The sequence below is a fragment of the Isoptericola cucumis genome (genome assembly GCF_014635665.1).
Taxonomy (GTDB): domain Bacteria; phylum Actinomycetota; class Actinomycetes; order Actinomycetales; family Cellulomonadaceae; genus Isoptericola; species Isoptericola cucumis.
This window is the reverse complement of record NZ_BMDG01000011.1, coordinates 119,316-132,727: the sequence shown is the minus strand read 5'-3', so window position 1 is coordinate 132,727 and position 13,412 is coordinate 119,316. Positions and strand designations below refer to the sequence as shown.

The following is a 13,412-nucleotide window of genomic DNA, read 5'->3' as shown; positions in this document are numbered from 1 at the left end:
CGTCGTGACCGCCGACTGGCTGATCCGCGACGCGCTGGTGCTGGACGGCACCGGCGCGCCCGGCGTCGTCGCCGACGTGTCCGTGGCCGGCGGGCGGATCACCGCCGTCGACCCGGGTCGTCGCGACGCGCGGGCGACCGGAGCCACCCGCACCGTCGACGCCGCCGGCCGGGCGCTCACGCCGGGCTTCATCGACATGCACGCGCACTCCGACATCCAGATCCTGGCCAACCCGGACCACACGGCGAAGGTGAGCCAGGGCGTCACGCTCGAGGTGCTGGGGCAGGACGGGCTGTCGTTCGCACCGGTGGACGAGCGCACCCGCACGGCGGTCCGCGCGCAGATCGCGGGCTGGAACGACGACCCGCCGGGCTTCGCCTACGACTGGGACTCCGTGGCCGGCTACCTGGACCGGCTGGACCGCGGCATCGCCTGCCACGCCGCCTACCTGGTGCCGCAGGGCACGCTGCGCCACCTCGTCGTCGGGCCCGAGGACCGCCCGGCCACGCCGGAGGAGGTCCGGCGCATGGCAGACCTGCTCGCGCAGGGCCTGCGCGAGGGCGCGCTGGGGATGAGCAGCGGCCTCACGTACACCCCCGGCATGTACGCCGACGACGCCGAGCTCGCGGCCCTGCTGCGCGTCGTCGCCGGTCACGGCGGGTACTACAGCCCGCACACCCGCTCGTACGGCCGGGGCGCGCTCGAGGCCTACGCGGAGATGATCGACCTCGCCCGCGACACGGGCTGCGCCCTGCACCTCACGCACGCGACGATGAACTTCGGGCCGAACAAGGGCCGGGCGGGCGAGCTCCTCGCGCTGATCGACGACGCCCTGGCCGGCGGCGTCGACATCACCCTCGACTCGTACCCGTACCTGCCCGGCAGCACGACGCTCAGCGCGATCCTGCCCAGCTGGGCGTTCTCCGGCGGACCGGACGCCCTGCTGGCGCGGCTGGCCGACCCGGCGGACCGGGAGCGGATCCTGCACGAGGTGGAGCACGTGGGCACGGACGGCTGCCACGGGTGCGTCGCCGAGTGGGACACCATCGAGATCAGCGGCGTGCAGAACTCCGCGCTCGCCGGCCGCGTGGGGCGCACCGTGGCCCAGATCGCCCGCGACGAGGGCCGTGCGCCCGGCGACGTCTTCGTGGAGCTGCTGGTCACGGACCGCCTCGGCACGACCATCCTGCAGCACGTGGGCCACGAGGAGAACGTGCGCACGATCATGGCCCACCGCACGCACTGCGGGGGCTCGGACGCGATCCTCGTGGGCGGCCGTCCGCACCCGCGGGCGTGGGGCACGTTCCCCCGCTACCTGGCGCGGTACGTGCGCGAGCTCGGCGTCCTCACGCTCGCCGACTGCGTGCACCACCTGACCGGGCGCCCGGCCGCCCGGCTGGGGCTGACGGACCGCGGCCTGGTGCGCCCCGGGCACGCCGCCGACCTGGTGCTCTTCGACCCGGACACCGTCCAGGACACGGCCACGTTCGACGACCCGCGGCAGCAGGCCACGGGCATCGACCACGTGCTCGTCGACGGCGTCGCCGTGATCGACGACGGCACCCGCACCGACGCCCTCCCGGGCCGGGCGGTCCGCCGCGGCGCGGGCGGCGCCCGCTGACCCTCTGAACGCCGCCGGGCGCCCCCCGGCGGACCCACCGCGGCCGCGACGGCCCGGGAAGACAGGAGACACCCATGCGTTCCTTGCTGCTGGCAGCGGCGGACGACGACACCCTCGAGCAGATCAACCAGCCGTGGGCGGCCCACGACACCCAGGTGCTGGTCGTGACGGCGATCGGCATCGCCGTCGTGGTGCTGCTCATCACGCTGCTGAAGATGCACGGGTTCCTCGCCCTGACGCTGGGCTCGCTGTTCGTGGCGGTCGGCTCCGGCATCCCGCTCGGCGACGTCGCCGGGGTGTTCGAGAGCGGCGTCGGCGACGTGCTCGGCAGCGTCGGCGTGCTCGTGGTGCTCGGCGCCATGCTCGGCAAGCTGCTCGCCGACTCCGGGGGAGCCGACGAGATCGTGGACAAGATCTTCCGCGGCGGTACCGGCAGCCTGCCCTGGCGGATGGCGCTCATCGCGTTCCTCATCGGCATCCCGATGTTCTTCGAGGTCGGGCTCGTGCTGCTGATCCCCGTGATCATGCTGGCGGTGCGCCGTTCGGGCCTGCCGGCGATGCTGCTCGCCATGCCGGCGCTCGCCGGGCTGTCCGTGCTGCACGGGTTCGTGCCCCCGCACCCCGGCCCGCTGGCCGCCATCGGCAACCTCGGCGCGGACGTCGGCATCACGATGGCGCTCGGCCTGCTGATCTCCGTGCCCACCGTGATCCTGGCCGGGCCAGTGTGGGGCCGGTTCGCCGCGAAGCTGGTGCCGATCGGCGCCCAGGGCGGCGGCGGGGGCATCGTCGCCGAGGACGGCGGCGACGGCTCCGGCGAGCCGGGCACCGTCAAGACCCGCCGCCCCAGGTTCACCCTCACGCTCGTCACGATCCTCAGCCCCGTGATCCTCATGCTGGTGCGCGCGGGCATCGAGGTCTGGTCGGACCCGTCCGCGTGGTTCTACCCGTTCGTGATGTTCGTCGGCGAGCCGCTGGTGGCGCTGCTCATCGCCGTCCTGCTCGCCATGATCACGTTCGGCACCAGCGTCGGGTTCTCGCCGTCCGCGCTGACCTCGAAGATGACCGACAGCCTCAAGCCCATCGCGAGCGCCACGATGATCGTCGGGGCCGGCGGCGGCTTCAAGGCCGTGCTCGTCGACGGCGGCACCGGCATCGCGATCGGCAAGGCGGCCGTGGCGCTCAGCCTGTCCGTGCTGCTGCTGGGCTGGCTCATCGCGGCGCTGGTGCGCATCGCCACCGGTTCCGCGACGGTCGCCATCGTCACCGCCTCCGGCATCGTCGCGCCGCTCGCGGGCGGCCTGTCCCCGACGCACCTCGCGCTCGTCGTGCTGGCGATCGGGGCGGGCTCGTTGATCCTGTCGCACGTCAACGACGCCGGGTTCTGGCTGGTCAAGGAGTACTTCGGGATGACGGTGGGGCAGACCCTCAAGACGTGGACCGTGATGGAGACCCTCATCGCCGTCCTCGGGCTCGCGTTCACCGGCCTGCTCTGGCTCGTCGTCTAAAGCCTGTCGAACAACCTCGGTGGGGTGTTCGACAGCGTCCTTCTCGGACGTCCCTATGCCGCGGTGACGGTGCGGGTTCCCACGTCATCCCGGCTGGTTTCGTCGTCGCGTGAGCGACGGCCAGCGCCGTCCGGTCGGTGGGCGTTGGTGACCTGGCCTCGTGCTTCGGGGTCCAGGACCTGGGAGTGGTGGTGCTGTTCGCCCCAGGTGGCGAGGTTGACCGCGGCGTTCAGGTCGCGGTCGATCGTGAGCCCGCACGTGTCGCAGACGAAGACACGGTCCGCGAGGGTGAGCGTCGTGGTGACGTCCCCGCAGGTGGAGCAGGTCTTCGACGACGCGAACCACCTGTCCGCGGTCAGGACTTGCCCGCCCCGCCAGGCCATCTTGTAGGTGATCTGGCGGGCGAGCTCACCCCACGCCGCGTCCGAGATCGCGGCGGCGAGTCGGTGGTTGGCGAGCATGCCTGTGATGTTGAGGTCCTCGATGACGAGCCGGTCGTGGGTCTGGACCAGCAGGTTGGAGACCTGGTGCAGGAAGTGGTGGCGTCGGGCACGGACCCGCTCGTGGTGACGTGCCAGGCGCCGTACAGCGGCTCGTCGGTTGACGGATCCCTTGGCCTTACGGGACACGGACTTGCTCAACCGCCGAGTCACGGGTTGCGCCGCCCGCAGGGCCTTGGGCGCTTCCGCGATGCGCAGCGTCGCGGTGCCGTCGGCCAGGGCGGCGACGACGGGTGCGTGCAGGCCACGATCCACACCAGCCCAGCCCGAATGATCGGTGACGTCGCGCACCTGGTGGCGGGCGGCGGGGTGCAGGTCAGTAGCCTCAACGTTCAGCGAGATCCGCCACCGCCCACCGCGGCGCGACACGGTCGCGAACAAGATCCGTGCCCGGCCCGTGGCGAGCATGCGGCGCAGGCGTCGGGTGTCGTCGTGCACCTTGATCGCGCCGATACCGGGCAGCGTCACCGACCGGGGGCCGTTCTCCCCGACGCGGATCGTCGACCGATCGCCGACCTTCGTCCTGGACACCTTGTTCCGCATGCGGAACGAGCCCCGCTCAGGGTTCTTCTTCTTGAACCTCGGGTGCCCCGCGGTGCGCCCCGCACGCTTGCCACGGCGGGAGTCCGTCCACGCCTTCAACGCCTTGCCGAGGTCGACGACAGCCTCCTCGAACACCTGCGCGGACACCTCCGTGCGCCAGGCCAGGCCCGTCACCTCGACCTCGGCGGCGCGCGAACCGTCGACGACGAACCGGCGGCCAGCGTCCTCGGACCTCTTCCACGCGTTGAACGCGTTGATCAGGTCGAACCCCGTCCACGGAACCTTGACCGTGGCCGCGACGTCATCTGGGCCGGTGCTCTTGGACGCGTGGCGGGCGTCCAGGTGCAGGCGCAGGCCCTGGTTGAACGCGAACCGAGCGGCGCCCTCATGCCGGGCCAGCACGCGCGCCTGTTCCACGGTGGGGTCAGCCACAAGTTGGAACGTCGTATGCCTCACCACGTCGAGGACGCTACCGGCCGTCACCGACACGACCTCGCAGGTCACGGGCCGCGCGGATGTCTGTGCTGTCGCCGACGATGGTTGCGGGTGTGAACGCCGCAACCGTCGCCGCCCTTACCCGTCCGACCTGACCGACACGGCCTGGACCCGGATCGCCGCGCTCGTCATCCCGATCCACACCCGGGGTGGGCGACCGTGCTGCGAGCACCGGTGGCGCGAGTACGTCGACGCGCTCCTGTTCGTCGTGGCCACGGGCATCCCGTGGCGTTCGCTCCCGCACGACTTCACCGTGTCCTGGTCCGCAGCGCACAAGCACTTCACCCGGTGGACCAAGAAGCGGCTCTGGGAGCAGGTACTCGCCGTCCTGCGCACCGAGGACCGCACCTCCTCGGTCAAGAGCACACCCGTGCCCGGTGAGCGCGGCTTCGACGGCGCGAAGAAGGTCGACGGCATCAAGCGGCACATCCTCGTCGACACCGCGGGGCGCCTCCTGGCCGTCCACGCGACCGCCGCGAACGTTCAGGACCGGGCCGCGTTCGGCGACCTGCTCACCAAGAACCCCTGCACCACAGTGACGCACGTGTGGGCCGACAAGGGCTACACCGGCCAAGCGCCGGCCGACGCCGCAGCCAAGGCAGGGATCGAGCTGGAGATCGTCTCCGGACCCAAACCTGTCAGCGGTTTCGTCGTCCAACCACGCAGGTGGGTCGTCGAACGCACCAACGGCTGGATCAACCGACACCGCAGACTCGTCCGACAGTACGAGGCCACCCTCACCGCCCACGAGGCGTTCGTGACCCTCTCACAGATCAGGCCACTCCTACGACGCCTCGACCGACACGGGTAGTTGCTCGACAGGCTTTAGACGCCGGGCAGGGCAGCGGGCAGGCACCGGGCAGGCACCGGGCGCAGGCGCTACGGTTCGCGCGCGGCCACAGGGTTTCGTACGTTCAGGGCGTGAGCCAGCCCCGCACCGGCACGACCCCCGACGACCGGCCCGCCGCCGGGCGGGTCTGGCGGCCGGACGTGCTGCCGGGGTTCGAGCAGCGCACGCTCGAGCTGGAGCCCGACTTCGAGGGCGAGTGCGTCGCGACGCTCGTGCGCCGGGCGCCGACCGCCCTGGCCGACGCCGCCGTGCCGGACGCGGGCGTCGACGTGCTGTACGTGCACGGGTGGAACGACTACTACTTCCAGCCGCACCTCGCCGCGTTCTGGGAGGCGCGGGGCGCCCGCTTCTACGCCCTCGACCTGCGCAAGTACGGCCGCAGCCTGCGCTCCTGGCAGACGCCGGGCTTCATCACCCGGCTGCGGACGTACGACGAGGAGATCGAGGCGGCGCTCGCCGTCGTCGGCCACGGCCCGGACCGTGCCCCGGAGCAGGAGCACGGCCCGCACGCGGGGGAGCGGCGCCGGCTGGTGCTGATGGGCCACTCGACGGGGGGCCTGGTGCTGAGCCTGTGGCTCGCGCACCACCCGGGCCGGGCGGAGGCGCTCGTGCTCAACAGCCCGTGGCTCGAGTTCCAGACGCGGCACCTCGGGCGCCGCATGCTCGAGCCCGGGGTGCGGGTGCAGGCCGCGCTCGCGCCGCTGAGCCACATGATCAACCTCGACCAGGGGTTCTACGCCCGCTCGATCTCCACGCGGTTCGACGGCGAGTGGGACTACGAGCCCGAGTGGCGCTCGGACACCGGCTGGCGCCCGACGCCCGCGTGGCTGTCCGCCGTCTTCCGCGGGCACGACCGGGTGGCGCGCGGCCTCGGGCTGGAGGTGCCCGTGCTGGTGCTGCTGTCCGCGCGGTCGACGCCGCCGGTGCGGTGGAGCGAGGACATGATGCGCACCGACACGGTGCTCGACGTCGTGGGCGTGGCGCGGCGCGCGGCCGACCTGGGCAGCCGCGTGACGATCGTGCGCCTGGAGGGCGCCCTGCACGACGTGACCCTGTCGGCCGCGCCCGTGCGCGACGCCGTCTGGGCGGAGACCTCGCGGTGGCTGCGCGCCTACCTGCCGACGGGCCGGGACGCGGAGCCGGCGCAGCAGCCGTGGTGGCGTCGCCTGTTCGGCCGGCGAGGCCCGGCGGCCCCCACCAGGGCCCTCACAGCGGCCGCACCATCTCGATCTCCTCGCCCGCCGTCAGGATGAACCGCTCGCCCGACGGCGTGTACCCGATCTTGCGGTAGGCGGCCTGTGCGCGCGGGTTGTCGACGTGGACGCACAGCCGCGCGACCTCGACGCCCCGGCTCCGGGCCCACTCCTCGGCGGCGGCGAACAGCCGCCGCAGGAGGCCGGCGCCCCGGTGCTCGGGGCGCACGAACACGCCGACGAGGTGGGCCTGCCGACGCCGCACCGGGCCACCGAGCACGTCGGTCTGGCCCGGCTCCTCCACCAGCGCGGTGACGGTGCCCACCCAGCGGCCCGCGGCGACGGCGGCGAACCCGGCCACCGCGTCGCCCGTGGCGTTGCCCTGCGCCCGGTCCTGCCAGAAGCCGTCCGGCCGCGCCGCCGCGGTCTCGTACGTCTCGAGGAACGCCACCGGGGCCATCGGGTCCTGCAGCGCCGCGAGGCGGAGCTCCTTCACCGCGCGCCACTCCTCGGCCCGCACCCGGCGGACCGTCACCGTCCCGGTCGTCGTCGTCATCCCCGGATGGTCCCACCCGGGCGCGGTGTCGCGCCGTCGAATATCGGCGCCCGGTCGCACGCGGGCCGGCACACGGTCACACGCGGGCCTCGAGGCGTGCCCGCACGTGCGCGACCACGCCGTCCGCGGCGGCCTCGACCTCCGCGAGGGTTGTCTCGAAGCCGTCCTGGTCGCCGTACCACGGGTCGTCGACGTCGAGCAGGTGCTCGTCGACGTCGCGCTCGACGACGGGCGCCGCCGGGTCGAACGACCGGTACATCCGGATCTCGGCGGTCGCGCCCGGCCGGCCGCCGTCGCCCGCGCCGGTCACGAGGCGCCGCAGCCGGCGCGCGTGCTGGGCGGTCATGGGCAGGACGAGGTCGTGGTCGGCGAGGTCCTCGGGGGTGACCTGGCGGGCCCGGTGCCCCTCGCCGGTCGGGTACCCGTGCGCCGCGAGCACGCGCCGCGCCCGGGGGTCCACGGGGTTGCCGTGCTCCTCGTCGCTCACCCCCGTGGAGTCGACCACGACCCGGTCACCGAGGCCGGCGGCCTCCAGCCGGTCGCGCAGCACCACCTCCGCCATGGGGGAGCGGCAGATGTTGCCGGTGCAGACGGTCATCACGCGGTACGGCTCAGCAGTCACCGGCCCATTCTCACCCGGGCACCACCGCGGGCGCCGACGTTCGACAGGCCCGGCGCGCGTCGTCGTGCCTACCGTGGGTCATGGTGCGGTGGTCGGCGGACGGGTTGGTCGCGGTGACGGGCGCGAGCGGACGGCTCGGGTCCCGGCTCGCGTTCCGGCTCGCCGCGGAGGGGGCGCGGCAACGGCTGGTCGTGCGCGACCCGGCCCAGGCACCACGCCTCGCTGACGGCCGCCGGCTGCCCGAGTGCGAGATCGCCGTCGCCGACGGCTACCGCGACACCGACGCCATGCGGGCCGCGTTCGCGGGCGTGCGGACGGTGTTCCTGGTGAGCGCGCGGGAGTCCGCCGACCGCGTCGCGCAGCACACCGCCACCGTCGACGCGGCGGTCGCCGCGGGCGTGCAGCGGCTGGTGTACACGTCGTTCGCGGGGGCGGCGCCCGACGCCACGTTCACGTTCGCGCGCGACCACTGGCGCACGGAGCAGCACCTCGACGACGTGGCGGAGCGCACGGGCCTGCGCGTCACGGTGCTGCGCGACAACCTCTACCACCACGCGCTGACGGGGTTCGTCGGCGAGGACGACGTGATCCGCGGCCCGGCGGGCGACGGGCGCGTGGCGTCCGTGTCGCACGACGACGTGGCCGACGTCGCGACCGCGGTCATCCTCGACGAGAAACCGGCGCGCCACGACGGCGCGACCTACGAGGTCACCGGGCCGCGAGCGCTCACGCTGGCCGAGGTCGCGGAGACGTTCGCCGAGGCCACCGGCCGGGCGATCAGCTACCACGCGGAGACCGAGGAGGAGGCGTACGCCTCCCGTTCCGGGTACGGGGCGGAGCCGTTCGAGGTCGCCGGCTGGGTGTCGTCGTACACGGCCATCGCGGCGGGCGAGCTCGCGCACGTGTCCGACGACGTCGGCCGGCTGGTCGGCCGCCCGGCGCGCTCGCTCGCGCAGTGGCTGGACGACTACCCCGCGGAGTGGGCGCACCTGCGGCGCTGAGCCACGGGCGAGCACCCGCGCTGAGCCGTGGGCGAACACCCCGGGAAAACCCCTTGGCACCTCCTGCGGGCGGGCGTAGCGTCGTCGGCACATGAGAAGGGAGGTGATCCGACGCAGTGAAGACTCTTCGGACCCATGAGGTGGTCGCGCGCTAGTCGCGTGCGCCCTTGAGCGTTTCGCGCTGCCGGACCCGACGGCCTACGTCTGCTGACCAGCCGTCGAGCCCGGTCGGCGCGCGGGACGGGTAGCGAGTTCCTCGCGACCACCGGAGCCCGCGGGTGCCGTGCCCTCGTCCAGCACGGCAGGAGGTTCGACCTCCAGCCCGCGGGCTTCCTGCTGCCCGCTGCCCGTCAGGCCCGTCCGAGCGGGCGGCCGGCGGCGTCGAACGCCCGCAGCTGCTCCACCATCCACGGGCTGAAGCCCCACGGCGCGGCGGCCGCGGCGGCGGTCACGTCGTCGGGCCGTGCCCACGCCAGCTCGACGACCTCGTCGGGGTTCGGCTCGACGTCGCCCCCCGCCCTCGCGACGTACACGGGGCAGATCTCGTGCTCGACGACGCCCGAGGCGTCGACGGCGCGGTAGCGGAAGTCGGGCAGCACGAGCTCGACGTCCACCACCCGCAGCCCCAGCTCGTGGCGGGCGTGCCGGTGCAGCGCCTCCTCGGCGGTCTCCTGCCACCGCACGTGCCCGCAGAACGAGTTCGTCCACACCCCCGGCCAGGTGCGCTTGGACAGGGCGCGCCGCGTCATGAGCAGGCGGCCGGCGTCGTCCAGCACGTAGCAGGAGAACGCCAGGTGCAGCGGCGTCTCCTCCGTGTGCACGGTCGAGCGCGGCCACGTGCCGAGCCGCCGCCCGTCGTGGTCGACGAGGACGACGTGGTCACCGTGGTCGCCGTCGCCCGGGTTCTCGAGGTCTGCCATGGCCCCACCATCCCACCGGTCGACGCCGGCCACGCCCTGCTCCGTCCGGCTAGCGTGCGCAGCGCGGCTCGGGCCGGCCCTCCCGCGCCGCCTGCACCTGCTCGGCACCGAGCGCCTCGGCGTACAGGTCGAGCTGAGCGAGCCCGACCGGCCCGCGCAGCCGCGTGCGCGGCAGCGGAGCGGTGCTGTCGACCGAGCCCGCCTCCTCGCCGTCCACGAAGAGCCGGACCGTGCTGCCGTCGCTCACCATCGCGACGTCGACCCACGCGTCCTGCGGGACGTCGGCGGCCACGGTCGCGCTCTCGCCCGCCGTCGTGACGACGAGCCCCGTCGCGCCCAGGCTCAGGCTCGTCGTCCCGGCGAGGTCCTCCCAGACCACGGGCGACCCGGTCAGGCGCACCCGCGCGGTGAGGCTCCACGGCCCGGGCACGTCGGGGGCCCCGAACCAGTAGCCGTCCGCGTCGACCTCCTTGGTCCAGCCCTCCCCGGGCACCTCGACCGTCCGCGTCTCGACGAAGAGCGGGGTCATGCCGCTCAGGCCGCAGACGTCGCGCAGGCCCCGGCGGCTGGTGGGGGTGTGCGCGTCGTAGGTGCCCGGCGGGAACTGCGGGTCCATGACGTACTGGTGGATAGGGCGCCCGTGCCGGGTGGGCTCGGGCAGGCGCACGCCCACGTACCCGGGCGCCGCGCCCACCGCGTCGAGGCGCGCGCCGAAGCTCGCGAACTCGTCGGCGGTGCGCGGCGTCGTGTGCCACTGCCGGTCGGCGACGACGGCGCGCGGCCGCAGGGAGAGGCTCTCGAGCCACTGCCCCTGCGCCCAGCCGAGGTCGTCGCCCCACACGTGCATGCCCCACCCGAGGACCGTCGGGTCGGTGGGCGCGGCCCACGACCGCGCGATCGCCTCCTCGTCGGGCCGGGTGTCGCGGGCCGGGACGAGGTAGAACGGGTCACCGCTGGCGACGATCTTGTCGTACGGCGCCATGTGGGGCGCCGTGCCGTCGCCGGTCCAGTCCATGATGACGACGTCGCGGTCGAGCGGGACCTGCACGGTGTCGGACTCGGAACCGTCGTAGATGATCGACCGGCGGCCGGCCTGCGTCACCTGCTCGTTCAGGGTGTTGAGGAAGTCGATGGCCACGTCGCCCACCGTCGAATACCGCGGCGACTCCTCGACGAAGGCCTGCAGCGCCGGGCAGTCGGCGAGGTCCGGCGGGATCTCGTCGCCCCCGAGGTGGACCCACGGCGCGGAGAACCACGGCAGGAACTCGTCGAGCATCTCCTGGGAGACGCGCAGCGCCCGCTGGTTCATGACGTTGAAGGTGAAGTCGTCCGTGAGGTGGGAGTACGAGTACCCCGTGCACGAGTTCTGCGGCGTCGCACCGGTGTCCCGCTCGCCGAACCCGGGCTCCGCGTCGCGAGGACCGTCGGCCATCCCCACGTGGAAGTAGGCCGACTTGGGCGACACGTGGGCCGGGAACTCGAAGCCCGGCACCAGCTGGACGCCGTGGCGCTGCGCGAGGCGGTCGAGCCTGCGGATCGTGGCCCGGTCGTAGCTGTAGCCCGGCTCGGCGAGCCCCGGGTACCGCGGGCTGTCGAGCCGGAACCCCTCGGCGTCGTCCAGGTGCAGGACGAGGAAGTTCTGCTTCAGGTACCCCATCTGCCGGATGACGTCGGCGATCTCGCGCGGCTCCCAGTACTCGCGCGACACGTCGACGGTGTTCATCCGGATCTCGGTGTCCGGGCCGTCCACGAGGGTCCCGGTGGGCAGCGTCCGGCCGTCCGCGCTCGCGCGCAGGAGCTGGATCAGCGTGCGGGTGCCGTAGTAGACACCGGTCGCGGTCGGCGCCGTCAGGCGGACCTGGCGGCCGATCTCCAGCCGGTAGCTCTCGTCCGCGCCCGGCTGCTCGCCCGATTCCGTGCCCGGTCCGGTGCCCGGCCCGCGGTCCAGCGCGACGACGACGTCGGCGCCGCGCGTCCCCCCGAGGCTCACGGGGGCGCGGACGCCGGTGGCGTCCGCGAGGTCGCGCGCCGCGGCCCGGGCCACGTCGTGCAGGGTCCCCGGCCCCGCAGGTGCGCCCGCGCCCGGCGCCGGGCCGGCCGACCGCTCCCGCGCGGTCGCCCGGTCCACGGCCAGGCGGACCGTCCCGCCGAGCCGGAGCTCCCCGTCGTCACCGGACCACGACCGCGGCTTGGGGATCACCGCGGACCGCGGGTCGGCGGCGGCCGAGCCGCCGGTCGCGTGGGGCCGGTCCGGCGGCTCGGCGCGCACCGGCGCGGGGGCTCCGACGACCGGCAGGGCCAGCGCCAGGGCGACGAGGACGGCGAACACGGGACGTAGCGCGCGGGGGCGCGGCCTGCTGGTCATCAGAGCTCCATCGGTCTCGACCTGCGACGTCGAACGGGATCACCCTCACACCATCGCGACGGGTGCGCCACAATGGACACGGTGCACGCACCATATTCATTCGGTCGGATGGCGGGAGTGGCATGACGGAGGCGCTGTACTCCCAGGTGCACGAGGCGTTGCGGGCGCGGATCACCGGCGGTGAGCTGGGGGTCGGCGACCGGCTGCCCTCGCAGGCGGAGCTCATCGAGGAGTTCTCCGTCAGCGCCATCACCATCAAGCGGGCGCTGGACATGCTGCGCGACGAGGGCTTCGTGTCTCGCCGCCCGCGCATCGGCACGGTCGTCATCTCGACGACGCCCGGCCAGGACGCACCGGCGCACGACGCCCCGGGCACGCGGCTCCCGCTGATCGGGTACATCGTGCCCGGTTTCGACGACGCGTTCGGGTCGCACCTGCTCGGCGGGCTGCTGCAGGCGTCGGCACACCGTGCGCACGTGGTCGTCGCGACGTCCCTCGGCGACCCGGAGCTGGAGGAGCGGCTCATCACCGAGCAGCTCGCGCGGGGCATCGACGGGCTCGTGCTGCTGCCGTCGTCCTCCCGGTACATCCCCCCGACGGTGGCGTCGCTGGTGGGGCGCCGGTTCCCCATCGTCATCGTCGACCGCACGCTGACCGGCACCCCGGTCAGCACCGTCACCTCGGACAACGTCACGGGCGGGCGGCTCGCGGCCGAGTACCTCTTCGACCTCGGGCACACGCGGATCGCGCTCGTGCAGTCCCCGAGCACGGTCTCCACGATCGACGAGCGGCGGCGCGGCGTCGTCGCCGCGCACGCCGCGCACGAGGTGCGGCTCAAGGAGGCGCAGGTCTACTCGGACGTGCGGTCCGTGGTGCCGGGCTCGCGGACGCCGCCCGAGGAGGACGTCGCCCGCCTGGTCGAGTTCTTCGAGGAGCACCCGGACCTGACCGGCTGCGTCGTCACCGAGTACCACTCCGCCCGCCTCGTGCTGCAGGCCGCGCGCCGGCTGGGTCGGGCCGTGCCGGACGACCTGTCGATCGTCTGCTTCGACGCTCCCCCCGAGTTCGTGGACGCGGAGGTCCCGTTCACGCACGTGGAGCAGGACCAGCACGCGCTGGGCACGCGCGCCTTCGAGCTCGTCGAGCGTCAGCTGGGGGAGCAGGGCGACGTGGCCCAGGAGACCGTGCCGGTGCGGATCGTGGAGGGCGGGTCGACGGGGCCGGCGCGGTAGCCCGGCCCC

The 13,412-nt window shown here is 73.7% G+C and carries 11 protein-coding genes; 6 read left to right on the top strand and 5 right to left on the bottom strand.

Annotation, left to right across the window (positions count from 1 at the left end; translation table 11 throughout):
- Positions 1–4 precede the first annotated feature (4 nt).
- Together IEW03_RS15850 and IEW03_RS15845 are read left to right on the top strand one after the other, a co-directional pair.
- Positions 5–1,621, top strand: a complete 1,617-nt coding sequence (locus tag IEW03_RS15850) for an N-acyl-D-amino-acid deacylase family protein (protein WP_188524664.1) — start codon at positions 5–7, stop codon at positions 1,619–1,621.
- Between the two features lie 74 nt (positions 1,622–1,695).
- The gene (locus IEW03_RS15845) at positions 1,696–3,126 is read left to right on the top strand and encodes a GntT/GntP/DsdX family permease (protein WP_188524663.1); all 1,431 of its coding nucleotides are present in this window, start codon (positions 1,696–1,698) and stop codon (positions 3,124–3,126) included.
- A gap of 53 nt (positions 3,127–3,179) precedes the next feature.
- Here the strand turns inward: IEW03_RS15845 and IEW03_RS15840 are convergent, their stop codons facing one another.
- The gene (locus tag IEW03_RS15840; protein WP_188524662.1) at positions 3,180–4,658 is read right to left on the bottom strand and encodes an RNA-guided endonuclease InsQ/TnpB family protein; all 1,479 of its coding nucleotides are present in this window, start codon (positions 4,656–4,658) and stop codon (positions 3,180–3,182) included.
- Here IEW03_RS15840 and IEW03_RS20480 point away from each other — a divergent pair.
- Positions 4,588–5,475: an IS5 family transposase gene (locus IEW03_RS20480; RefSeq protein ID WP_229738312.1), complete on the top strand. Its 888-nt coding sequence runs from the start codon at positions 4,588–4,590 to the stop codon at positions 5,473–5,475. The genes IEW03_RS15840 and IEW03_RS20480 overlap by 71 nt on opposite strands.
- Positions 5,476–5,585: 110 nt before the next feature.
- Positions 5,586–6,767 (top strand): alpha/beta hydrolase, encoded by a 1,182-nt coding sequence (locus tag IEW03_RS15830; RefSeq protein ID WP_188524661.1) that lies wholly within the window; start codon positions 5,586–5,588, stop codon positions 6,765–6,767.
- On the opposite strand, the gene IEW03_RS15825 is transcribed toward IEW03_RS15830, so the two are convergent.
- Together IEW03_RS15825 and IEW03_RS15820 are read right to left on the bottom strand one after the other, a co-directional pair.
- Positions 6,721–7,263 (bottom strand): GNAT family N-acetyltransferase, encoded by a 543-nt coding sequence (locus IEW03_RS15825; RefSeq protein ID WP_188524660.1) that lies wholly within the window; start codon positions 7,261–7,263, stop codon positions 6,721–6,723. The genes IEW03_RS15830 and IEW03_RS15825 overlap by 47 nt on opposite strands.
- A gap of 76 nt (positions 7,264–7,339) precedes the next feature.
- On the bottom strand, positions 7,340–7,861 hold the full coding sequence (locus IEW03_RS15820; RefSeq protein ID WP_188524711.1) for a low molecular weight protein-tyrosine-phosphatase: 522 nt from the start codon (positions 7,859–7,861) through the stop codon (positions 7,340–7,342).
- A 104-nt stretch (positions 7,862–7,965) separates the two neighbouring features.
- Here IEW03_RS15820 and IEW03_RS15815 point away from each other — a divergent pair, with 104 nt between their 5' ends.
- On the top strand, positions 7,966–8,886 hold the full coding sequence (locus IEW03_RS15815) for an SDR family oxidoreductase (protein ID WP_188524659.1): 921 nt from the start codon (positions 7,966–7,968) through the stop codon (positions 8,884–8,886).
- A 350-nt stretch (positions 8,887–9,236) separates the two neighbouring features.
- Here IEW03_RS15815 and idi read toward each other — a convergent pair whose 3' ends face one another.
- A complete protein-coding gene (idi, locus tag IEW03_RS15810) occupies positions 9,237–9,806 on the bottom strand; it encodes an isopentenyl-diphosphate Delta-isomerase (RefSeq protein ID WP_188524658.1) in 570 nt (189 codons plus the stop codon).
- A 49-nt stretch (positions 9,807–9,855) separates the two neighbouring features.
- The gene (locus IEW03_RS15805; protein WP_188524657.1) at positions 9,856–12,171 is read right to left on the bottom strand and encodes a family 20 glycosylhydrolase; all 2,316 of its coding nucleotides are present in this window, start codon (positions 12,169–12,171) and stop codon (positions 9,856–9,858) included.
- 122 nt (positions 12,172–12,293) lie between these two features.
- Here IEW03_RS15805 and IEW03_RS15800 point away from each other — a divergent pair, with 122 nt between their 5' ends.
- Positions 12,294–13,403, top strand: a complete 1,110-nt coding sequence (locus IEW03_RS15800) for a GntR family transcriptional regulator (RefSeq protein WP_188524656.1) — start codon at positions 12,294–12,296, stop codon at positions 13,401–13,403.
- Positions 13,404–13,412: the final 9 nt, after the last annotated feature.